The organism is Kitasatospora sp. NPDC089913 (assembly GCF_044748625.1).
Taxonomy (GTDB): domain Bacteria; phylum Actinomycetota; class Actinomycetes; order Streptomycetales; family Streptomycetaceae; genus Kitasatospora.
Genome location: NZ_JBIVGI010000023.1, coordinates 1 through 20,839, shown reverse-complemented (window position 1 = coordinate 20,839; position 20,839 = coordinate 1). Strand labels below are relative to the sequence as shown.

The following is a 20,839-nucleotide window of genomic DNA, read 5'->3' as shown; positions in this document are numbered from 1 at the left end:
CTCGTGCGCCTGCGGCTCAGACGCCCGCGGTCGTCACGGACTTCGCGAGCTCCAGCATCGCGTCGTTGCCCGCCTTCGCCGCCGTGAGCTCCGGCTGCCTCAGCCGGATCAGCTCCTGCTCGTACGCGGACTCGACCGTGAACCAGACGCCCACCACGTTGACCCGCTCCTTGCACTCGACGTCCGCCGTGGCGGTGGCGACCTCCTCGGCCGACGGGGTCGTGGTGGCGCCCCAGCGCGGGTCCTTCAGGGCGTCCGCGGGTGTGCCGTAGGAGTACCCGCGCTCGGCCATGCAGCGCGACCAGTCCCGGAAGACGGCCAGGACCCGCGGGTCCTGCCGCGAGCGCTCGAAGCCCTCGTAGTTGACCCCCACCGCGACGTCGGCGTCCCGCCCGGTGCCGCCGCGCGCGGCCAGCTGCCGCTGCGCGTCCGCGATGCACCCGCCGGACGGCAGTTGCTTGCCGCGGTAGTCGACGGCGGTGCCGGGGGCGGGCCTGCCGTCCGGACCGAGGCCGGCACCGAGCACGGTGGTGACGTCGGGGCCCAGGGACGGTGCCGTGCCGGGCTTCTTGCCGCGGTCCGGGTCCGGCGAGTGGTAGCCGTTCGCGGAGACGTCGGCGAGCTCGACCGGGTCGTACCGGTGGGTGGTCTGGGTCGTGCCGGACGCGGTCGGCGCCGGTGCGGAGTAGTCCAGGCCGAAGCCCCGTACGCACCGGGTGACCAGGACGCCCTGGGCCGCGTCGAGCTGCCGGAACTGCTCCCCGCTCAGCAGGTAGGCCTCGACGGGCAGGATCCGGTCGTCCACCCGGCTCAGCCGGGGGATGTCCCCGATCGGCGGCGGCTCCATCGGCGCGAGGGTGGCGGGCGGCGTCGCGGCGGTGGTTCCGGTGGAACCGGAGGCGCAGCCGGCGGTCAGGGCCAGGGCGGAGGTCAGGGCGGCGGTCAGCAGCAGGACCGACAGCGGGCGGCCGCGGCGCGGGGGTGTCATGCGAGGCTCCTCGGGCACCCGCCCGCGCGGTGCTGCGGGCGGTTGGGCGAGCGGTTCGGCGGGTGGTTCGGTCCGGTTCGGTGGATCGGAGGTTCGGGTGCGACCCGGGTGCCGGGCTCCGGTGCTTCGGAGCCCGGCACCCGGGTCGGTCCCTGACTAGAGGGTTTCCCAGCTCTGCGAGTGGTTGTTGTTGCGCATGTTGATCGAGCCGCCGTTCCAGGACACATTGCCCAGGTTCGCCCACTGGTCGTGCGCGACGAACTGGCTCGGGCCGCTGTCGCGGATGCTGAACTCGCGGTAGTGGACGCGGAGGTTGTGGTAGTGGTCCATGTTCCACACCGAGGCGGCGTTGTTCAGGACCGGCTGGCCGTTGCCGGCGCCGCCACCACCGAAGTTGCCGTCGTAGTTGCCGAACTCGCCCTTGCCGAACTTGGCGCCCGCGAGGTTCGGGCTGTAGTAGAGGCACGCGTCACCGCTGACGCAGCCGCCGCTGCTGGCGAAGGCCGGCGCGGACGCGCCGAGCAGCACCGAGCCCAGGGTGGCCGCGGCGAGTACGCCGGCAGCGATCTTCTTCTTCATGTTCATGCCTCTCCATCGGTGGTTCGGGAATTCCCGCGCGCCTTCGCCGTCGGGGCGCCGGTGGATTTCCCGGATCGGTTCCGGGCTGTGCACCGCCCGACGAGGAACGACTGTGCCGGAACGACCGGGCCGGATGGAGGGGGGAAGCGGGCTTTGAGACGTCTCACCCGGCCGCGAGCCGCTGAGCTGGGGTTTGAGAAATGGTCTGGACCAATTGTGAGACGCCGTCAATCCGGATCGCGGGCGATTCGTTCGAATGCTCCCCGCTGTCCGCATTCGCCGCGAGTGGTCCGCTGCAGGAGTACTTCTGACGTATTCTCAGGTCTCCCTGGCGGCGGAATTCCCGGTGATTCCAGAAGCGGAATTCACCGTTCCGGCGCCGGGGGAACGCGCCGTCGGCGCCGGCCATCGGCCTCCGGCCGCTCCGCCGGTGCGAGGATGGGCCGCCACCGCCCCCACCCCGACAGAACAGGAACCGCACCATGGAACGCGTCCTCGGCATCGGCGGATACTTCCTGCGAGCCGCCGACCCGGCCGCCCTGATGACCTGGTACCGCGAGAGCCTGGGCCTGGGCACCGACGAGCACGGCCTGTGGCAGCAGGACCGGGGGCCGACGGTCGTCGCGACCTTCGAGGCCGACACCGACTACTTCGGCACCCGCAGTCAGCAGAGCATGCTCAACTTCCGCGTCCGCGACCTCGACGCGATGCTCGCCCAGCTCCGGGCCGGGGGCGCCGACGTCGCGGAGGACGTGCAGGAGATGGCGGGCGTCGGGCGGTTCGGCTGGGTCACCGACCCGGAGGGCAACCGGATCGAGCTGTGGCAGCCCGCCGGCTGAGCCGTCCCGGCGTCGCGCCGGACGGGAGCGGGCCGGCCCCGGTCCGCTCCCGTCGCCCGCCGGGTCGGGTCAGGCCGCGACGCCCTCGACCACCGAGAGCACCGTCGAGGTCGGGATCACCCGGGACAGCCGCAGGCCCGCCCGCCCGAAGAGCTCCGCGAAGTCGGCCTCGGTCCGCTCGCGCCCGGTGAGCGAGGCCATCATCATCAGGTCCAGCGTCTTCGACTGGTGGGGTCCGTTGCCCGGCGGCACCACGGCGTCCAGAACGAGGACCCGGCCGCCCGGTCGCAGGGCGCGCCGGCAGTGGCCGAGCAGGGTCACGCAGCTGTCGTCGTCCCAGTCGTGGGTGATCCGCTTGAGCATGTGGACGTCGCCCGCCGGCACGGAGGCGAAGAAGTCGCCGTCCTGCGGCGTCCAGCGGCCCGCGAGCTCGCCGTGCGCGTCGAGCCGGTTCCCCGCGAGGACGTGCGAGCGGTCGTAGAGCACGCCCTCCAGGCCGGGGTTGCGGCGCAGCACCTCCAGCAGCAGTCCGCCGTGGCCGCCGCCGATGTCCACGACGGTCCCGCTCGCGGGGAAGTCGTAGGCGGCCGCGATCGGGGCGTTCTCGGGATCGGACATCGCCGCCATGCCCACGTGGAAGACGGCGGCGGTGCGCTCGTCCTTGGCGAAGTGGTCGAAGAACGGCATGCCGAAGAGCTTCTCGAACGCGGTGGCGCCCTCGGTCAGACAGTGCGTCAGCTCTCCGGCGGGCCCCCACATGGTGCCGTCGGTCAGCATCCGGATCGCCGTCCGCGCGGAGTGTGGCACATCGCTCCGCAGTGCCTGCCCGCTCCCGGTCAGGGCGAAGCGGCCCTGTTCGTCCTCGGTCACGATGCCCCGGGTGGCGAGCAGCCGCAGCACCCGGTGCAGATTGCGGGCGTCCGTCCCGGTCGCGGCGGCCAGGTCGGCGGGGTGGGCCGGACCGGCCGCGAGGTGGTCGGCGACCCCGACCTCGGCGGCGGCCCGGAGTGCGGCGGGGAACAGGAAGCCGAGCGCCTCGTCGACGAGGAAGGCGGCCGAGGCCCGCAGTGCCTCCTCCGGCTCGTCGCCGCCTCCGGCCGCTGCCGCCTCCGCTGCCGCGGCGGTTGTCGATCCGGCCCGCTCGCCGTTCGCCCGGCTGTCGTTCTGCTGCATGCCGTCCTCCTTCGGTGGATTCCCGGTCGATCCGTCCGTACCCGGTCGTTCCGCCCCGGATGCTGCCCATGGGTGACCGTTCCGACACCCACCGCCACGGAATCGGGGAGCACCGGAACCCGCTCACCGCACCAGGCGCAGCCAGGCCGAGGCGAGGGCGGCATGGCCGGCCGCCGTCGGGTGCACGCCGTCGGCCGACCATTGCTCGGGGTCGGTCCGCGTCGAGAGCTCGGCGAACATCGCGTCCGCGGCCAGCAGTCGCGCGCCGTACGTGCGGGCGAGTTCGCGGACGGCCTCGATCTTCGGGTCCAGATCGGCCCGCCACAGCTTCCGCACCTCGTCGTCGACGGTCGCGTGCCCGGCCCGGAAGGTGCCGCCGACCGGGAGGAGGAACGGTTCGACGAGGATCAGCTCCGTGCCCGCCGCGGCCAGCGGGGCGAGCAGCCGGTCGTAGCCCGCCGCGAACTCGGCCGCGGGGACCGGGCGGCCGTCCGGTGCCGTGGTCTGCCACCCCGCGTCGTTGACGCCGACGAGGACCGACACCACGTCCGCCCTCGCGTCGAGCACGTCCGCCTGCCAGCGGGCCTCCAGATCGCTCACCCGGTGGCCCGCGATCCCGGTGTTCAGCCAGGTGACGGGCCGGTCGGGATGCCGGCGGCCCCATTCGTCCGCGATGCGCGGCGGGTAGCCGAACCCCAGGCCGTCCTCGCTCGCGAGACGCGCGCCGTCGGTGATGGAGTCCCCGGTGAACATCACGGTGCTGCCCGGGCGAAGGGTGATCGTCATCATTTCTCCTCTGGTAGGCGGGGGAGGGCGGCTGCCCGCCAGGAAGGTTTCCGGAAACGAGCGGTTCAGACCTCGGTGGCGGCCCCCGCTCCGGCTGCGCCGTCCGCTGCGACCTCCGCGGGGGCGGGTGCGGGGGAGGGGGCGGCACCGTCCGCCGGCCCGGGGCGGCCGGGCAGCAGCAGGCAGAGCGGGACGGCCACGGCGGTGAGGGCCGTCGCCCACCGGAAGGCGGTGCCGAAGCCCTCGGCCAGGGCGTCGGGGGAGTGCGCACCGGCGGTGGCGTGCTGGAGGACGACGGCGATCAGGGCGATGCCCACCGAGCCGCCGAGCTGCTGCGCGAGGCGGGTGATCATGCTGGCGTCGGGAACCTCCCCGCGTTCCAGCCCGACGTAGGCGGCGCCCATCGGCGCGATCATGGCGGCACCCAGGGCGAGACCGCGGACGAACAGCGCCGCCAGGAGCAGCTCCTCGCCGGTCCCGGCGGTGACGAAGGCGAACGGCACGGTCGTCGCGGCGACGAGTGCGAACGCGGCGACGGCGACCCGGCGCGCACCGAGGCGGTCGGTGTACCGCCCCGCCAGGCCGCGTGCGAGCAGTGCGCCGACGCCCTGCGGGACCAGCAGCAGCCCGGCCCCGAGCGCGTCCTCGCCCCGGACCTGCTGGAGGTAGAGCGGCAGCAGCATCATCGAGCCGTACAGCGAGATGCCGCCGAGGAACAGCAGGGTCGCGGAGGAGGCCACCGCGCGGTGGCGGAACAGCCGCACGTCGACGACGGCGCCGCCGCCGGTACGGGTCAGGGCCCGGGCGACGAAGCCGCCGACCAGCGCGAGCCCGACGGCCAGCGGGGCGAGGACCCCGGCGTCGGTGAGGCCCGCGCTGCCCTCGACCCGGGACAGGCCGTACACGAGTACGGCGCAGCCGGGGGAGAGCAGGAGCAGGCCGACCGCGTCCAGCGGCGCGCCGGGGCGGCCGGGGCCGGGCCGGTCGTCGGGCAGGTTGCGCAGGGCGAGCCGGGCGCCGACGGCGCAGAAGGGGAGGTTGACGAGGAACAGCCAGCGCCAGTCGGCGAGGTGCAGGATCAGGCCGCCGAGTACCGGACCGAGGATCGGGCCGAGGGCGGTGGGGACGGTGATGATCGCCATGACCTTGCCGATGTTGCGGCCCCCGGCGGCCTGTACGAGCAGTGTGGCCATCAGCGGCATCATGACGCCGGCGGCGGCGCCCTGGAGGACGCGGAAGGCGATCAGGCTGGGCGCGTCCCAGGCCAGTGCGCTCAGCAGCGAGCCGAGCAGGAATCCACCGAGGGCCGCGACCCACAGCCGCCGCCCGCCGAACCGCGCCTGGGCCCAGCCGGCCACCGGGACGGTGACGAACACGGCGAGCAGGTAGCCGGTGCCCACCCACTGGACGGTGGAGAGCGGGGCGGCGAGGTCCTTGGTGAGGTCGTCGAGGGCGACGCTGACGATCGTGGTGTCCAGGACGACGGCGAGTGCGCCCACGATCAGGGTGATCGCCGTCCGCCACACGGCGGGGTCGACCCGGGCGGGGTCCGCCGTGCCGGCGCGTGCGGTGCCGGGGTCCGCTGTGCTGACGTCCGCTGTGCCGGCGCCCGCGCGGCCGGGGTCCGTGCGGGCGGATTCGGCCCGGTCGGGAGTGGGCATGAGTGACAACCGCCTTAAGATACATCGCTCTATCTTACGGTCGTCAGGCTAGGCCGCTAGGATAAGAAAGGCAAGTCTTTCCAAAGGAGCAGCGCATGGCCGAACGACGCCGCGGACCGGCACTGGAGAAGGCACTCCTCGACGCCGCCTGGGAAGAACTCGCGGACCACGGCTACGCGCGCTTCACCATGGACGCCGTCGTCAAGCGCGCGGGCACCAGCCCGCCCGTGCTCTACCGCCGCTGGGCCAATCGCGAGGAGCTCGTCCGCGCCGCCGTCGCCCACACGCTCAAGGTGGTCCCGCTCCTCCACGCCGACACCGGAACCCTGCGCGGCGACGTGCTCGCCCTGCTGCGCGAACTCAACTCCCCGGCCCGGGTCCGCCTCGTCACGGTGATGAACCTGCGCCTGGCCGACTTCCACCGCGAGACCGGCACCAACCCGGCCGACCTGCGCGACCCCCTGGTGACCGGCCGCGCCGAAGCCCTCGACGAACTCTTCGCCCGCGCCGCTGCCCGCGGCGAGGTCCAGCCCGAACACCTCACCCCTCGCCTCAAGTCGCTCCCCTTCGACCTGCTGCGCCACGACATCCTGACGACCTACGCCCCCGTCCCCGACGAGGCCCTCGAGGAGATCGTGGACACGGTCTTCCTCCCCCTGGTCCTGGTCCGCTGACGGACCGTCCGAAAACCCTTTGAGCCGATCCCGCCCCTGTGGCATGCTCACGCGCCGTGAACAACCCGCCGGGACTGTCCCCGGCGGACGGCGAGTGCGACGGAGGACGGATGGCATCGGTCAAGCAGGTCCAGATCACCTTCGACTGCGCGGAACCCGAACGGGTCGCGCGGTTCTGGTGCGAGGTGCTGGGCTACGTGGTCCCGCCACCGCCGGAGGGCTTCGCCTCCTGGGCCGATCACGACCGCACCCTGCCGACCGAGCGCCAGGGCGCCGGCTTCGTCGCGCAGGACCCCGAGCGCGTGGGCCCGCGCCTCTACTTCCAGCGCGTTCCCGAGGGCAAGGTCGTCAAGAACCGGCTGCACCTCGACGTCCGCGTCGGCACCGGCCTCGTCGGCGAGGAGCGCGTCGCCGCCCTCGAGGCCGAGTGCGCCCGCCTGGAGGCCCTCGGCGGTACCCGCCTCCGCCTGCTGCGCGCCGACGGCTTCAACGAGTCCTGCCTCGTGATGCAGGACGTCGAGGGCAACGAGTTCTGTCTCGACTGACCTGCCCGGCCGCCGGCCGGTTCCCGCCGCCGAGGCGCGTCAAGTCCGCCGGCCGGCCGCGAGGTTGCCGACGAGTGCCCGGGACGGCTGGGGGACCTCGCCGAAGTCCTCGTCGTCGCTGTCGACGGCGAGTCCGTTGATCACCGCTTCGAGTCGCGGGGGCAGCCGCGGCCGGAGGCCGTGGTGACAGCGGACCAGGAGGTCGTGCCGGACCCGCTCCGGCAGCAGCGGGGTCACGGCGGGGCCGGGGCGGGCCCCGCCGCCACGAGTGTTCGCGAGGTCCTCGGCCTGGGACCGCCAGTAGGCGGCGTCGCGGGTCTCCCCGAGTCGCTGGTGGTACAGGTGCAGGAGGTACGCGGCGGTCGTGCTGCCCGATCCGGCCGCGAACTGCCACCAGAACTGCGCGGCCTGGATCCGGTCGGTGACGGAGAGCAGACAGCCCAGGACGAGCGCACCCTCGGGGTGGACGTGAGGGTCGTTGACCAGCAGCTCCAGTGAGGAACCTGCCCGCGGGTCGTTGAGAACCAGTGCGGTGGCCAGCCCGAGCTCGTGGGCCGCCTGCTCGTGGGCGGAGGGGAACGGCCGCGGCGCGGCGGTGACCTCGGGCGGCCGGGCGGGTGGCACCGCCGCGGTGCCGGTGAACACCTCCGCGGGCCCGGCGGTCGGCCCGGTGCCTGTGCCGTTACCGAGTGGCCGTTCCGTTCCCCGGCCCGACGCGGTGTCGGGAAGCGGATGGCCGAGCCAGGCGGCGAGGCCGCCACCGTCGGGGCGGTGCTTCACGCCTCCACCTCCTTCTCGGCGAGGTCGGGCCGCCCGATCGCGGCGGCGAGCCTGCGGCGCGCGTGACGGCGGTTGGACCGCAGGGTCGTGGCGGGCGTGCTGAGGTACGCCGCGGCCTCGTCGTCGTCGAGGTCGAGGCAGTAGGTGAGGACCACGATGTCCCGTTGGCGTTCGGGGAGGGCGAGGATGGCGCTCAGCAGGCCGAGTTGCTCGGGCAGGTTCTCCAGGCTCCACCGCGCTCGTCGGCAGAAGCCGGATATCACGGCGTCGAGGGCGGCGGTCTGTACGGCGGTGGGCTGGGCCTGGGTGTCCAGCCAGGACCCGATGTGCTCCTTGAGAAGGCGCCAGGCGTAGGCCGCGGGGATCTCCTGGCGGAGCGCCAGCTCCCAGTTGCGGTGGAGGTGGCGCTTCATGTCGGCGACGACGAGCTCGGCCGCGTCCTGGTGCGCGCCTACCTGGGTGCGGGCGAAGCCCCGCCAGGCGCGTTCGTGTGTCCTGCAGAACGCTTCGTAGGTGAGTCGCAAACGGGCACCGTCCGGTGCGCTGCTGTCGTTCATCGCCTGTTCTCCCCTGGATCCGCCCGCGAGGCGCGGTGTCGGCCGGTCGATCGTCATGTCGTCCTCCCCGTGGTCGCGGCGGCCGGGCCGCCGGGCGTGAGGAACGGGAACTGCGAGTCCCCGTGGGACATGCAAGCGCAGCCGGGGCCCCTGCGTGCAAAGGAGCCGGCAACAATACTGACCCAGAGTAGTAGTACGACTACGACTGTGACCGGGTTTCCACTGTCGAACGCGGCCGGTGCGGTCCCGAACGCCGGAGGCGCTTTCGGGCGTTCCCCGGTTGCCCGGCCACGGGCGAGGGCAGGCTGTGGGCGGAGGGGCGGCGTGCCTGTGGCACGCCCGGGCGCACAGCGGACGGCGTGAGTGGTCGGCGTGAGTGGTCGGCACGGCGTTCCGGCAGACCGACCAGGGGGCGGGATGGCAACAGACGGCGAACGCGACGACGGTGTCCAGGTCGATCTGCAACTGCACCGGGCACACTCGGCCCGGATGTACGACTACTACCTGGGCGGCACCACGAACTTCGCGCCCGACCGCGAGGCGGCCGGCCAGGCGCTGGCGGTCTTCCCCTGGGCGGCGCTGGCGGCGCGGATCAACCGGGCGTTCATGCATCGTTCCATCCGGCTGCTCGCGGCTCGGGGATTCGGGCAGTTCCTGGACATCGGCACCGGCATCCCCACCAGTCCCAACCTCCACGAGATCGCCCAGGGTGTGAACCCCGGCGCCCGCGTGCTGTACACCGACAACGACCCGATCGTCCTGGCCCACGCCCAAGCGCTGCTGCACTCCGACCCCGCCGGGCGCACCGCCTACCTCGAGGGTGATGTGCTCGACCCGAAGGCAGTGCTGGAGTCCGACGAACTCCACGACATTCTCGACCTGGCCCGGCCCGTCGTGCTCAGTCTGGTGGCGCTGTTGCACTTCGTGCCGGACGACCGGGAGGCGCGGAGCGTCGTCGAGCAGCTGAAGGCCGCCCTCGCCCCGGGCAGCGCGCTCGTCATCAGCCACGGAACCCCCGAGTTCGCGCCTGCGGAGGCGGAGCGGGTGGCCCGGATCTACGGTGCCAACGGCACTCCGGTCCGCATGCGCACCCGGGAGGAGATCGCGCGCTTCTTCGACGGCTGGGAGTTCCTTCCGCCCGGCCTGGTGGCCACTCGGCGCTGGCGCCCGGAGCCCACCGACCCCGGACCCGGGGCCACCGACGCCGAGGCGTCCGCCTACGCCGGGGTGGCCGTCAAGCCCTGACCGCCCGCCCGGGCGCCGCCGGCGGATCAGCACGAGGTTCACGGTGCAGCCGAGGACTGCCGCGGGAGTCGCATCCGGTCCCAGCGGCGCTTCGGGGCCGGTCGAGGACGAACTCCCGCAGGGGCACGACATTCGGCATGTTCTCACTCCGTCGGCTCGGGAAGGCTCCGCCCGGCGGTACGGGCGGTGGGTCCACTGGTGGGTCCACTGATCGGGAGCCTGGGCCACGGTGGGTGCGGGATCCACTACTTGGGTGAACTCGGAGTTCTCGTAGGCCTCTTCACGTACGACGGTGATGAGAACGGCGCGGTGGAGGCACTACGGAGGGGGAGCAGTGCCTCGGATGTGCCTCCGATGGTTCGTCGGGGGCCGTGCTTCGCGGGTGATCCCTACGATTCCGTTCTGTCACCGGCAGGACCTCTGCCCTGCCGCCCCCGGACGAGACTGGTGACCACCCCCCATGACACGGCATCCACTTGCAGCGCTCCGCTCCGGCCTCGGCCTCTCCCAATCGACCTATGCCCAACTGGTCAGTGACAGAAGGGCGGTGCAGGGAAACGGGCGGATGGCCGCCCGACGGGAGAAGGTCGCCCGCTGGGAGTCGGGAAGAGTCGTGCCCGACCTCGCCACGCAACGGGCGATGGCGGAGCTCCACGCCGTCCCGTTCGCGGAGGTCCTGCGCCTGGGCTGGCCCCGTTGGTTACCGGGCCGGACTGCCGACGGGGCCGCGAACCACCGGTCCACCCGCTGCGGTAGCGCCACGCTCTCCGGCGCCTCGTTGGCCGCCTACCTGCGCCGGCTCGTGGCGAGGGTGACGCCCGCGCCGATGCCGGCGGTTCCCGAGGGGCTCGCCGCGCAGATCCATGCCCGGGTCGTGGCCGCCGAGGCGCTGCGCCTCGACGTCGGACCGACGGTGCTGCTGTCCGCGGTGGAGGGGGATCTCGCTCTGGTCCGGACGCTTCTTTCCCGTCTCGACCGATCGGCGGCCGACCGGCCGGGAGTAGCCGCGGTCCACGCGCGGACGGCGGACCTGTGCGGGCGGCTCGCCGCGGCCGTCGACGACCGTGGCCGCGCCGAGGCGTACCTGTTCGAAGCAACGCGGTCGACGGCCCCACTGGGGGCGGCCGAGTTCCTGGCGATCCAGTTGTCCCATCTCGCCGGCGGTCGCCTGCGAGCCGGTGCCACGCAGGATGCCCGGCTGCTCCTGCGGGCCTCGCGCTCGGTCTGGCCGGAGCCCGGTCCGCTGCGGATCGTGACCGGATCGCGCGAAGCGCGGATGTGGGCCCAGCTCGGTGAACGCTCGGCCGCGATCCGCTCCATGGAACGGGCCGACGCGGCGCTCGCGGAGCAGTCCGCGGACCGACGGCCGACCCTCGCCGTCATCCGTGACGTCGACAGGAATTGGCTGGGCGTCAACAAGGCACTGACGTGGCTCCAGTTGGAGGAACCGCGCCTCGCCGTTCGGGAGTTCGACGACGTCCTGGTGCGCGACATCCCGGCCTCGCCGTTCCGGGTTCCGGTCTGGCTCCTGCAGCCGTTGGTCCGGGCGCACATCCAGGTCGGCGACCTGGATGTGGCGGTGTGGCAGGTCCGCAGGGCCCTGGACCTCTTCGGGTGGCTTCCCGAGCCGCTCACCCGTCAGGTCAAGGCGCAGTTCGCCGGGCACCGTCGGGAGCGGATCGTCCGGGGTCTGTGGGCGGATCTCGGCGCCTGAAGCCGACGCGGTCGGCCGCGCGCCCCATCAGGCGGGACCGGTGTCGCGCAGGTGGTCGAGGGCGGCTCCGATGAGTGGTTCGCGACGGTGCGGGGCGAGCAGCCGGCGGTAGCGGAGGCTCAGGTCCGGTCCCATCTCGCCCATGACGTCAACGGTGAAGTGGACCATCTGCGCGGCCTGGTCGAGTGCTCCGAGCGCGAGCTGGGCCGTCACGCCGGGCAGCAACCACCGGCCGATGGTGGGCAACGGTCCCTTCTCCGGTGCCGCTTCCGTCGGCTGGGCCAGTGCGTCGAAGTACTGTGCGGCCCGGGCAGGGCGGCCGAGGTAGAGCCAGGTCTTGCCGTGGGCGGCGGTGAGTGCGCGTCTCCCGACGACGGGATCGAGACGGTCCCCGGGGCTGACCCGATGGTAGGCGTCCGCCAGGACGGAGGTCGCCAGGTCCAAGGAGCGGACGGCCTCGACGGCCCGGCCTTGACGGGCGAGGGCCATGGCCCCGACGCAGTGCAGAAAGGCGGCTGTGGGCGGCGGACAGTCCCGAGCCGCGTTGTGGCCGGCACTGACGATCAGCAGGGCTTCCTCCGGGTCTCCCAGATGGGTGTGGCGGGCTCCCAACTGCTCCAGGGCGCCGGCGAGCAGCGTGGTGTCCTGCGCCGCCGCGGCGGCGCGGATCGCCGTCAGCGCGTACCGCTCGGCGGCGGCCTCGGCGCAGAGGGCGTGACCGAGCCGCCCACAGATCAACGCGGTTCGGGCGACCAGGGTCGAGGTGCTGGGAGAGGGGGCACGGCGGTGGAGGTGGAGTGCCAGCCTGTGTTCGGCGCGGGCGGTGGCGTACAGGTGCGTGGCCGGGATCAGGGTGCCGTTGAGTTGCTGCTCGAGCGCCGAGGTTCTGGCTTCGATCCAGGCGAGCCGTTCGTCCTCGTCGTCGGTGTCGTACTCGACGGCCGTTTCGGAGCGGCACTCGGAGGCGGCGGTGAGTGCGGCGCGCAGCCGGGCGTGGAGTGCCGGCCCGGTGAGGAAGCGGACGGGTGGTTCCGGTGTGTCGGTCCGGTGTCCGGGCGGGCCGCCGCCGTAAACGGTCCGCCGGTCGAGCACCGCGCCGGTGCCGGCTGCCAGGCGGAGCCAGTGCGGCCAGTCCCGCAGGTGGATCTCACGGGCCGGGACGCCGTGGATGTGGGCTATCGCCAATTGTGCGGTGAACTCGGGGACGATGCGGCCCGACTCCCAACGGGAGACCTTCTCCCGGCGGGCGGCTGTTCGGCCGAGGCCGAGGTCGTGGTGGGTTCGCGCGACGAGGTCGGCGTACTCGTGCTGCGCCAGTCCGAGTGCGGTCCGCAGCTGGGCAAGAGGGTGGGGCAATCTATCGCACCTTACCGGTCGAGACGTGACACAAGTGGGTGATCATGGGGGAGCGGGGTCGAATCGTACGCGGCCGGTCCAGGCGGTGCTACAGGCCGAGGCACCCCGGAAGCACCTCCCGCGACCTTCTGCCGAAGGCTTCGTTGAGGTACGCACCGACAGTGGAGTTCTCTTCCGGGAGGGTGCGGAGTCGGCCGCCCTGCTGGTGCCCACTGCGGCCCATGCCTCCGGGGGTGCCTCGTCGCATGGCGATTTATGCATGGACCCTTCTAATATCCGCTCCCGATGCGAATTCACGCTCCCCGCACCAGCCCTAGACATTCCGAGACTGAATCCATGCCACACCCGCTCACCCTGCTTCGCACCGCGAAGGGGCTCTCCCACCCCGCCTACGCCACCCTCGTCGCCCGGACCCACGCCGAGCTGGGCCTCGGTCAGATGGCTGCCCGTAGGGAGAAGGTCTCCCGTTGGGAGTCCGGGCGGACCGTCCCGGAGCGCACCGCGCAGCTCGCGATGGCCCACATCCACGGGATCGCGTCGGACGAAGTGCGCCGGCTCGGCTGGCCGCACTGGCTGGACGTGGCCGTGGGCGACGCCGTGCTCCTGGGCCAGCGCTACAGCGAAGCAGGTGCGGAACTCGCCCTGCGGAGTTCGCTCCACCTGCCGACGGGGCCGTGCGCCCCGGCGCTCCTCCTGCGCGGATCCGCCCTCGATCTCCAAGTCCGCTCGGCCCTGGAGCAGTTGGCGACGCCCGACCGTACCCCCTGCTACGATGCCGGATCTCCCGCCGCCGAGCAGGTGCACTGGTGCGAGGCCAGGGTCGCTTCGCTCGAACGACAGGAGAGCGGCACTCTTTTCCCGGTGGCGGAGCTCTACAAGGCGGCTCACGCCGAACACCGCCTCGTCGTTCAGTTGCTCGGCGTCCGCGGACCGGACTCGCCGGAGTTCCGCCGGCTTCTCTGCCTCGCAGCCCGCACCGCGCTGCTCTGTTCCTGGTTGAGCAGCGCCCTGGGTGAGGAGACCCGCGCCGAGCGGCACGGCCTCGCGGCCGTCAGGGCGGCTGCCGCGGCGGGTGAGCCCGTGGTCGTCGCGGTTGCTTTCGCCAGGATCGCCCACAGTCATCTTGTCGCCGGGGACCCGGCCGACGCGTTGGCGTTGATCCGCGCGGCGCGGACTGCCGACCGGGCGCCGGCTCCGGGTACCGGGACCGTCCTGTCGATGGCCGAGGCACTTGCCCTGGCCCGGCAGGGCAGCGCCGCCGGCGCGACGGAGGCCCTGGGTCGGGCGGCCGTGAGTCATGCCGCGGCGCGTCGTGCCGCAACGCCGACTCCGGACGCGTGGCCCGGAATCGTCGTGCACGAGCAGGCGGTGACGGTTGCTCGTGGCCGGGCCGCCCTGCTCCTCGGCGCCCCGCACGGGGCACGACCGTATTTCGAGACCCTGGCGGATTCGTTGACGCTGCCCCAGGTTGCCGCCCCGTCGCCCCGGACCGCCGTCTGGTTGCTGGATGCCGTCGCCGCGTACCTCGCGCTCGGCGAGACCGACCTCGCCGCCCGTGCCGTCCGGCGTGCCGTCGATGTCACGGGACTGCTGCCGCCCGGCCTCGCCCTCCAGTACCGTCGGCGGCTCGCCCCCTATGTGCGGGAGCCCGCTGTCAGGCGGGTGCTCGAGCATCTGGCGGACCTCTCCGGGGCGGCTCGGACGGCACGGCACCCGAAGCCGTCCGCGAACCGGCGGGAGAAGGTTGCCTCCGGCGTGCCTCGACCAGGGATTGTCATGCAACGGCTGATCTGAAATCCCTAACATCCTTGGGGGGTAAGGACGATGAGCTGTCCTGAAGAAGGGTGACACCTGTATGACGCGGCACCTTCCGACGCTGTTCCGTGCTTCCGCGGTTCCGCCGCGACACAGGCCCAGGGAGGTCGTGCTCGACCGACCACCGGTCCGCCGCCGCCCCAGGGGCGCCCCCTGGCGGGTGTCGGCGGAACATGCTTCCGGCGCGGCAGTCCCGGCCCGGTGAGCCCCCGTGACGGAGATCGCGGGGCGACGGGGGACAGGTCCGTGTCGCACGGGCACGAGAGCCGCGACGCCGGCCCGGTGCCGGCGCCCGAGGGCGGTACCGGGCCGGCCGGACCCCGGCGGGAACGCTCCCGCGCTCCCGCGGGAGCGCGCCACCCGCTGCTGATCCTCCGCGTGAGCCTCGGCCTGACGCAGACCGACTACGCCGAACTGGTGGCGCGGACGCACGCCGCACTGGGATACGGCCACCTCGCGGCACGGCCGGAGAAGATCTCCCGCTGGGAGAACGGCCGGGTCGACCCCGATCGTTCCAGTCAGCTCGCCATCGCTCGGATCCATCGGGTGTCGCCGCGCGAGGTGGACCGTGTCGGGTGGCCGTGCTGGCTCCACCCCGCCGCCCGGCGTGCGGTGATGTCCACGCTGCCCTGGACCCGGCCGAGCATGGTCGAAGTCCTCCGGAGTCTGGAGGGGGACTCGCGGTCGGCCCGCTTCCCGGCGGGCCGCGGTCCTGTGGTGACGGGCCCGGAGCTCGTCTCCTTCGTCGCCCGCGCCCTCGGCGCCCTCGTGGCGCCCGTCGAGGCCCGCCGGGAGCATCCGCCGATGCCGGGCGTGGTGGCCGCCCTGGGGAGGAGGGTCGAGGTGCTCGAGGGCATGCTCGACGGGACGGGCGCCGATGCGCTGTGCCCCGTCGTGGCGGCGGAGCTCCGCCTCCTCGCCGCCGTACTGGCCGGCCGCGACGGCGGTGGTCGCGCCGCGGACCGGCTCCTGCTGCTCCTCGTTTCGCGGGTGGCTGCACTCGGTGCGCGCATCTACGAGACCCTGGGGCAGCCCGCCGCGGAGGAGGACCAGTACCTGTTGGCGGTGCGGGCCGCAGCTGCCGCGGGCGTGCCGTCGGTCGTCGGGGCCGGGCTGGCGGGCCTCGCGCGACTGCACGAGCGGACCGGGCGTGCCTCGGACGCCCGGGTGCTGCGGCGGGCTGCGCACGCCGCGCGGCGTGACCGGGACACCGGCTGTCCGCCTCACCCGTTGTCATGACGAAATGCCTCGCCGTTTTCGCCTTGTACAAATCGGATGAACACTCACCGGGGGCGCAGCCGCCGACCTACGCTTAGGTGGGCCGAGTACCCGAAATGAAATCACCTCCGCAGTGGCGTGCGAAAAACTGTGCCCGGAGCCGGAAAAGATAGCGGCTCCCCCGCGCCCTCCGGTCCCTGATTCGGACAGGTCGGCCACGAATGCGAATGCAGCTATTGCTTTGATCGACATCGGAGCAGGACCACGACCTTCGTCCCGGCCGGTACGGAAGACTCCGGGCGCCACGCCCGGTCGAATTCCATGGAACCGCGCGGCCGGCCCGACGGGTCCCGAGTTGAAGACGAGGAATGCCTGTGGCCAGCGGAGTGGCGCCGAATTCGGAAGGAAAGCCGTGCACCGGTATCCCCCTGCATACCTTCTTCCCCCACCACGAGAGCCGCAATGTCCTGCGGCCGGGAGCGGAGGAACGCCGGGCCCTGGCGTTCTGCGCCCGATGCGGTCCACGGGTCCGCGAGGTGTGCCTGGAGCGTCAGATCGCACACGGAATCTCCGAGCAGAACGGAGTCGTCGGCGGCACTACGGCTGCACAACGTCGCGAACTTATCCGGCTCCGTGTTCAGGGCACCCGGCTGCCGCGGGAACTGGCCCGCGCGATCGAACGCCAGATCGCAGCCGCACCGGAGTTCGCCGTGGACCGGTCGGAACGGCCCGCGGACAACGCACAACCATCATGAAGAGGTCGCACCATGAACGAACCGACTACCCAGCTCCACTGTCCGCCCCGGGGGATCGACCGGTCTCTCCAGGGCGCCATCGAGTCCTTTGTCAGAAGCCTGATGGAGATCGTGGAACACCAGAGGCGGGAGGAACCGGCTGAACTGCGCCCCGCGACGGAGGAGCGCTGGGAGGCGGTCCGGCAGGCACTCGTCACCTCCTTGGAGAACGGCTGGCCGGAAGGCGGAGTGTCGGGTACCGCGGACGAGTTAGCCGGCGCGGGCGGAGCGGATCCGCGCCCCCCGCTCCTGCAGCCCTTGGACCAGAACACCGTCGGCCAGCCACAGGCCCGCCGCTTCCTGTTCGACGCCCTGACCGGTCGGATCGCCGTTTCGACGGATGCCGTCCGCTCCCTCGCCACCGTGATCGGCTGGCCCGGTCTCCCGAAGGAGGTGCAGCTGGTCGCCATGGCGGAGGGCCGAGGTCTGCCTCGAGTGGTTCCTCCGGAGGCCCTGGTGGTCCCCGCCGCCCCCGGCGAGCTCAACATCCTGGTCCCCGAACCCGCCCACCGGGGGGCCTCGGTCCTCCACCACGTCCTCGACGGCCGCCTGGCCGTCGTCAGCCCCGTGGTGGCCCTCGGCGACGCGGGATCCTCGCTCCGCTGGGCCCGGCGGCTCTTCGGCTACCGCCGGACCCACCAACCGTCCGGGGCCGGCGCCGTGTACGTCGAGGACCACCTCTCCACCCTGCTGCTCCTCCAGGACGAGGCCCTCGCCGGATACGCCCGCGAAAGGCTCCTCAAACCGTTGGAGGGGCTGACCTACCACCAGCGCACCCAGCTGGGCGAGACCCTCACCGCCTGGCTCGCGGCAGGAGGGCCCTCCGCCACCGCGAAGGCGCTCGGTGTCCACCCGCAGACCGTCCGGTACCGGGTCCGCAAACTGGAGAAGCTGTTCGGTCCGGCGCTGTACGACCCGCGGACGAGGCTCGATCTGGAGATCGCCCTGCGCATCCACCGGCTGGCCCCCGCCCTGCGGAGGAGCGGCCTCGCCCGGCAGTGAGCCGGCGGGACCGGGCGGCCGTACGACGCGCCCACCGTGCACCCGGAGTGGTCGGTCGTCCCCCTCGGGGACCACCACCCGGTCGAAGACGCAACGCCTTGCAACGTCGTAGAGGTTCCCAAGTACCCCACCTGGAGACACCGTGACTGGCTTGACGCCCGGGTTCGTGGAAATCGTGCTCGGATGTTCTCTCGATCTTGTACTCATCACCAGGCTCATGCAGGACACCGACCGGCTCGAGGGCCTGCCGGCCGGCCGCCCGTACGACCACCGCACGGGCCTCGAGTACCGGTCCGACCCGCTCGGAACGGCGGCCGCGGGCAGCGCCGCCGTCAGTGGGAAGTCCCGGTGCCCGTCCACCCGCGGACCCGGCTCCGCGGCGGACGGACCCGTCGCCGTGCCCGGGGCCGGACCGGCCGGGGCCGTACTGCGCGGCCGGATCGGACGGGGCGATCTGGCGCGGATCGCGGAGGTCCGGGCGGAGCTGCGGGACGCGCTGCGCCGGTGGGGTGTCGCCGAGCTGATCGACACCGCGGAGCTGCTCTCCTCGGAGCTGGTCACCAATGCGATCCGGCACACCGACCGGGACGCGATGTTCACCGCCCGGCTCTACCGGGAGCCGGCCGCGGCCGGCGGTCGGGCCCGGCTGCGGGTCGAGGTCGAGGACGAGTCGGACCTCCGGCCGACCCGCCGCACGCCGGGGGAGCAGGCCTCCTCCGGGCGCGGGCTGATGCTGGTCGAGGCGCTGGCCGACGGCTGGGGCGTGGAGCCCCGGGGGTCGGGCAAGCGGGTCTGGTTCGAACTCACCACCCCCGGCCCTGCTCCGCGGCCGGTTCCGGCCGGCTCGACCTGAGCCTGTCGCTCCGACCGGACGCGGAGCGGCGGCCGGGGCTCTTCCCGATTCCTCACGGAAGGACGACGTACCGTCATGTCCAGTACTCACACGACTCGTTGGTCGAGTCGCGCCTCGGGGCCCGTCCCCCGGCCGCCCCGGCGACCGGCGGCTCACGGTTCCCGGTCGACTGCCGTACGCGGGACCGGCGGGTGTCCGTGGTGACCGCCGCGTACCGCGAAAGCAGGGGTCACATCCTCCTCCTCGCGACCGCTGCGAACGAGCGCCACCAACGGTTCGACCCCGAGCTCGGAGTCGCCGCGATGGCCTCGGTCCCGATCGCACGGCTGCTCCCCGACTGTCCCGGCCCCGTCGACGTCACCCAGGTCGTCAACCCCGGGGAGCCCCAGTCGGTGCTGGCCCGTGTCCACGCCGCAGCCATCACCGAAGGACCGCTCCTGATCTACATCTGCGGCCAGATCGCCCGGGAGCGCAAGCATCGGCAGATCCACCTGCGGCTGGCCAAGACCACGGAGGGCAACACGCGGACCACCGCGCTGCCCTGGCAGTGGATCGACCTGGAACTCGCCGGCCGCAGGCCCGGCACCACCCGGGTGGTGGTGGACCTGCTCGGTCATGCGTCCTGCGGGAACCTCCACCCCAACGACCTGCAGCTCCCGGCCCATGTCGACCGCTGGGGGACCGTCGCCAGGCCCGACCGCCGAAGCGCCTGGACGGTCCCCGCCTACACCAAGGCCCTGACCAGACTCGCCTCGGCGCCCGGAACCGAAACGCTGGGGCAACTGCACACCCGGGCCCTGGCGGAGTCCGGTCCCGGCCCCGGCACCGTGGTGTTCGGTGGCACCCTGCCCGCCGCCGCGCCGGATGTTCCCGCGACGCCCGGCCGGCAGCTGGACCGTCTCCTGCCCGACCCGGCGGTGGTGTCACCGCGACTTCCCGGCTCCCGGGCCTCCGGCCCCGCCACTGTGGTGGACGACTACCGCTCGGCTCTCGCGCAGGCCATGCGGGACGGTCGGCGGACCGAGGCGTCGAGGCTGGCCTCGCTCTGGGAACACCAGATCATCCGGAGCCACGGTTCGCACTCCATGCCCATGGGTGACGTCCTGGAGGCCCAGGCCTCGATCGCGATGGAGAGCGGCGACGTGGCCCGTGCCGCCCAACTGTGGATCAGCACCGCTCGGAACCGCACCACCTGGTGCCGGCCGTCGGCCGAACCGCTCCAGCTGGCCCTGCGAAACGCCCAGGCCAGCTGGTTCCAGCTCGACCTGAGCTGGCCCCAGGGGAGGCAATTGGGCGCCGACCTGGTCGACGTCCTGCGCAAGGCCGGACAGCCCGGGCCGATCGTCGCCGTCGAGCGCCGGCTCAACAACCCACAGACGGTGTCCTGAGACCCCTCGTCGGACGCACGCCCGTCGGTGCGCCGTCGACGTACGACAACGTCAGAAATATGGCATTTCACCACATCTGCTGGGGCGGGACTCCGGACGCCCGGACGATCGGAACACACAGCAGAACCCCACGGAACCGCGAGCGAAGGGAAGGGGAACCATGCCGAACGAGTCCGAGGACACGATGGCGATCGAGTGCGAGGAGGCGCCGGAGGCCGAGGAGGCGGTCGAGGACGCGAAGGAGCTCGCGTTCGCTCAGCTGGTGCAGGAGCGGCGGAACTGGTGCTGGGCGGCCGCGGGCCTGAGTATCGCCCAGTACTTCGGCGCCGGAACGGACGTGACGCAGGCGGACTACTGTGCGCTGGCCGCCGGACCGGAGTACAACTGGGCGACCTGCCCCGACACGAGCGCGCCGATGGAGGTCGTGCAGGCCGGGCTTCGCGGGCTCGGTCTCGAGCCCGGTCTCATCGTCGAAGGCCCCCTCGACCTCGACCTGGTCAAGGAGGAGATCGACGCCGGGCGACCGGTGCTGACCAGGGTGAACCTGGCGGCCGGCGGCGCGCACGCCCTTGTCGTCCACGGTTACTGGGACGACCACCTGATCTTCAGCGACCCGGACCCGGACGCCGAGCGGCACCGGACGATGGAGTACCGGCGGTACCGGGAGAACGAGACCTTCACCTGGGTGCGGTCCCTCATCGGCGTCACCCGTTGACGGGTCGCTCCCGGCTGTCGCCGTGAGCAACCCCCGGTCGCGGGGGGGGGGGGGGGGGGGGCCGGGGGGGGGCCCCCCCCCCCCCCCGCGGCCGGGCCCCCCCCCCCCGGCCCCCGCCCCCCCCCCCCCCCCCCCACCCACCCACCCCCCACCCCCC

At 72.8% G+C, this 20,839-nt stretch carries 20 protein-coding genes; 12 read left to right on the top strand and 8 right to left on the bottom strand.

Going from position 1 to position 20,839, the window contains the following annotated elements; genetic code table 11:
• Window positions 1-16: 16 nt before the first annotated feature.
• A complete protein-coding gene (locus ACIPYS_RS28850) occupies window positions 17-988 on the bottom strand; it encodes a hypothetical protein (protein ID WP_400751403.1) in 972 nt (323 codons plus the stop codon).
• A 156-nt stretch (window positions 989-1,144) separates the two neighbouring features.
• Window positions 1,145-1,567 (bottom strand): hypothetical protein, encoded by a 423-nt coding sequence (locus ACIPYS_RS28845; RefSeq protein ID WP_159425193.1) that lies wholly within the window; start codon window positions 1,565-1,567, stop codon window positions 1,145-1,147.
• Window positions 1,568-2,049: 482 nt separating this feature from the next.
• Between ACIPYS_RS28845 and ACIPYS_RS28840 the strand changes: the two genes are divergently transcribed.
• Window positions 2,050-2,406, top strand: a complete 357-nt coding sequence (locus ACIPYS_RS28840) for a VOC family protein (protein WP_400751399.1) — start codon at window positions 2,050-2,052, stop codon at window positions 2,404-2,406.
• Between the two features lie 69 nt (window positions 2,407-2,475).
• On the opposite strand, the gene ACIPYS_RS28835 is transcribed toward ACIPYS_RS28840, so the two are convergent.
• From ACIPYS_RS28835 to ACIPYS_RS28825, 3 genes are all read right to left on the bottom strand, one after another.
• Window positions 2,476-3,579 carry a methyltransferase gene (locus tag ACIPYS_RS28835; RefSeq protein WP_400751396.1) on the bottom strand — a complete coding sequence of 368 codons (1,104 nt, stop codon included), beginning with the start codon at window positions 3,577-3,579 and terminating at the stop codon, window positions 2,476-2,478.
• Window positions 3,580-3,702: 123 nt separating this feature from the next.
• Window positions 3,703-4,365 carry an SGNH/GDSL hydrolase family protein gene (locus ACIPYS_RS28830; protein WP_400751393.1) on the bottom strand — a complete coding sequence of 221 codons (663 nt, stop codon included), beginning with the start codon at window positions 4,363-4,365 and terminating at the stop codon, window positions 3,703-3,705.
• A gap of 65 nt (window positions 4,366-4,430) precedes the next feature.
• Window positions 4,431-6,026: an MDR family MFS transporter gene (locus ACIPYS_RS28825; protein WP_400751390.1), complete on the bottom strand. Its 1,596-nt coding sequence runs from the start codon at window positions 6,024-6,026 to the stop codon at window positions 4,431-4,433.
• A 95-nt stretch (window positions 6,027-6,121) separates the two neighbouring features.
• On the opposite strand from ACIPYS_RS28825, the gene ACIPYS_RS28820 reads away from it, so the two are divergent.
• Both ACIPYS_RS28820 and ACIPYS_RS28815 read left to right on the top strand, forming a co-directional pair.
• The gene (locus tag ACIPYS_RS28820; RefSeq protein ID WP_400751387.1) at window positions 6,122-6,700 is read left to right on the top strand and encodes a TetR/AcrR family transcriptional regulator; all 579 of its coding nucleotides are present in this window, start codon (window positions 6,122-6,124) and stop codon (window positions 6,698-6,700) included.
• Between the two features lie 110 nt (window positions 6,701-6,810).
• Window positions 6,811-7,245, top strand: a complete 435-nt coding sequence (locus ACIPYS_RS28815; protein ID WP_093864073.1) for a VOC family protein — start codon at window positions 6,811-6,813, stop codon at window positions 7,243-7,245.
• Window positions 7,246-7,284: 39 nt separating this feature from the next.
• Here the strand turns inward: ACIPYS_RS28815 and ACIPYS_RS28810 are convergent, their stop codons facing one another.
• Window positions 7,285-8,025 (bottom strand): hypothetical protein, encoded by a 741-nt coding sequence (locus ACIPYS_RS28810; RefSeq protein WP_400751383.1) that lies wholly within the window; start codon window positions 8,023-8,025, stop codon window positions 7,285-7,287.
• Window positions 8,022-8,582 carry a sigma factor-like helix-turn-helix DNA-binding protein gene (locus ACIPYS_RS28805; protein ID WP_400751380.1) on the bottom strand — a complete coding sequence of 187 codons (561 nt, stop codon included), beginning with the start codon at window positions 8,580-8,582 and terminating at the stop codon, window positions 8,022-8,024. Before ACIPYS_RS28805 ends, ACIPYS_RS28810 begins: the two co-directional genes overlap by 4 nt.
• A gap of 417 nt (window positions 8,583-8,999) precedes the next feature.
• On the opposite strand from ACIPYS_RS28805, the gene ACIPYS_RS28800 reads away from it, so the two are divergent.
• Both ACIPYS_RS28800 and ACIPYS_RS28795 read left to right on the top strand, forming a co-directional pair.
• Window positions 9,000-9,827: an SAM-dependent methyltransferase gene (locus ACIPYS_RS28800; RefSeq protein WP_400751377.1), complete on the top strand. Its 828-nt coding sequence runs from the start codon at window positions 9,000-9,002 to the stop codon at window positions 9,825-9,827.
• A gap of 565 nt (window positions 9,828-10,392) precedes the next feature.
• Complete coding sequence (locus ACIPYS_RS28795; RefSeq protein WP_400751374.1) at window positions 10,393-11,541, top strand: hypothetical protein; 1,149 nt, start codon at window positions 10,393-10,395, stop codon at window positions 11,539-11,541.
• 27 nt (window positions 11,542-11,568) lie between these two features.
• Here ACIPYS_RS28795 and ACIPYS_RS28790 read toward each other — a convergent pair whose 3' ends face one another.
• Window positions 11,569-12,897, bottom strand: coding sequence for a helix-turn-helix transcriptional regulator (locus ACIPYS_RS28790; protein ID WP_400751371.1), 1,329 nt, complete (start codon window positions 12,895-12,897; stop codon window positions 11,569-11,571).
• 285 nt (window positions 12,898-13,182) lie between these two features.
• Between ACIPYS_RS28790 and ACIPYS_RS28785 the strand changes: the two genes are divergently transcribed.
• The 7 genes from ACIPYS_RS28785 (at window position 13,183) to ACIPYS_RS28755 (ending at window position 20,682) form a co-directional block, all read left to right on the top strand.
• A complete protein-coding gene (locus ACIPYS_RS28785; protein ID WP_400751368.1) occupies window positions 13,183-14,691 on the top strand; it encodes a hypothetical protein in 1,509 nt (502 codons plus the stop codon).
• A gap of 399 nt (window positions 14,692-15,090) precedes the next feature.
• Window positions 15,091-15,951, top strand: a complete 861-nt coding sequence (locus ACIPYS_RS28780) for a hypothetical protein (protein WP_400751366.1) — start codon at window positions 15,091-15,093, stop codon at window positions 15,949-15,951.
• Between the two features lie 353 nt (window positions 15,952-16,304).
• Complete coding sequence (locus ACIPYS_RS28775) at window positions 16,305-16,685, top strand: WhiB family transcriptional regulator (RefSeq protein ID WP_400751363.1); 381 nt, start codon at window positions 16,305-16,307, stop codon at window positions 16,683-16,685.
• A 12-nt stretch (window positions 16,686-16,697) separates the two neighbouring features.
• The gene (locus ACIPYS_RS28770; RefSeq protein ID WP_400751359.1) at window positions 16,698-17,726 is read left to right on the top strand and encodes a PucR family transcriptional regulator; all 1,029 of its coding nucleotides are present in this window, start codon (window positions 16,698-16,700) and stop codon (window positions 17,724-17,726) included.
• A 217-nt stretch (window positions 17,727-17,943) separates the two neighbouring features.
• Complete coding sequence (locus ACIPYS_RS28765; RefSeq protein ID WP_400751356.1) at window positions 17,944-18,579, top strand: ATP-binding protein; 636 nt, start codon at window positions 17,944-17,946, stop codon at window positions 18,577-18,579.
• Between the two features lie 191 nt (window positions 18,580-18,770).
• Entirely contained in the window at window positions 18,771-19,967 is a 1,197-nt protein-coding gene (locus tag ACIPYS_RS28760; protein WP_400751353.1) for a hypothetical protein, read from the top strand.
• Window positions 19,968-20,127: 160 nt separating this feature from the next.
• Complete coding sequence (locus tag ACIPYS_RS28755) at window positions 20,128-20,682, top strand: papain-like cysteine protease family protein (RefSeq protein WP_400751350.1); 555 nt, start codon at window positions 20,128-20,130, stop codon at window positions 20,680-20,682.
• The last annotated feature ends 157 nt before the right edge of the window (window positions 20,683-20,839 follow it).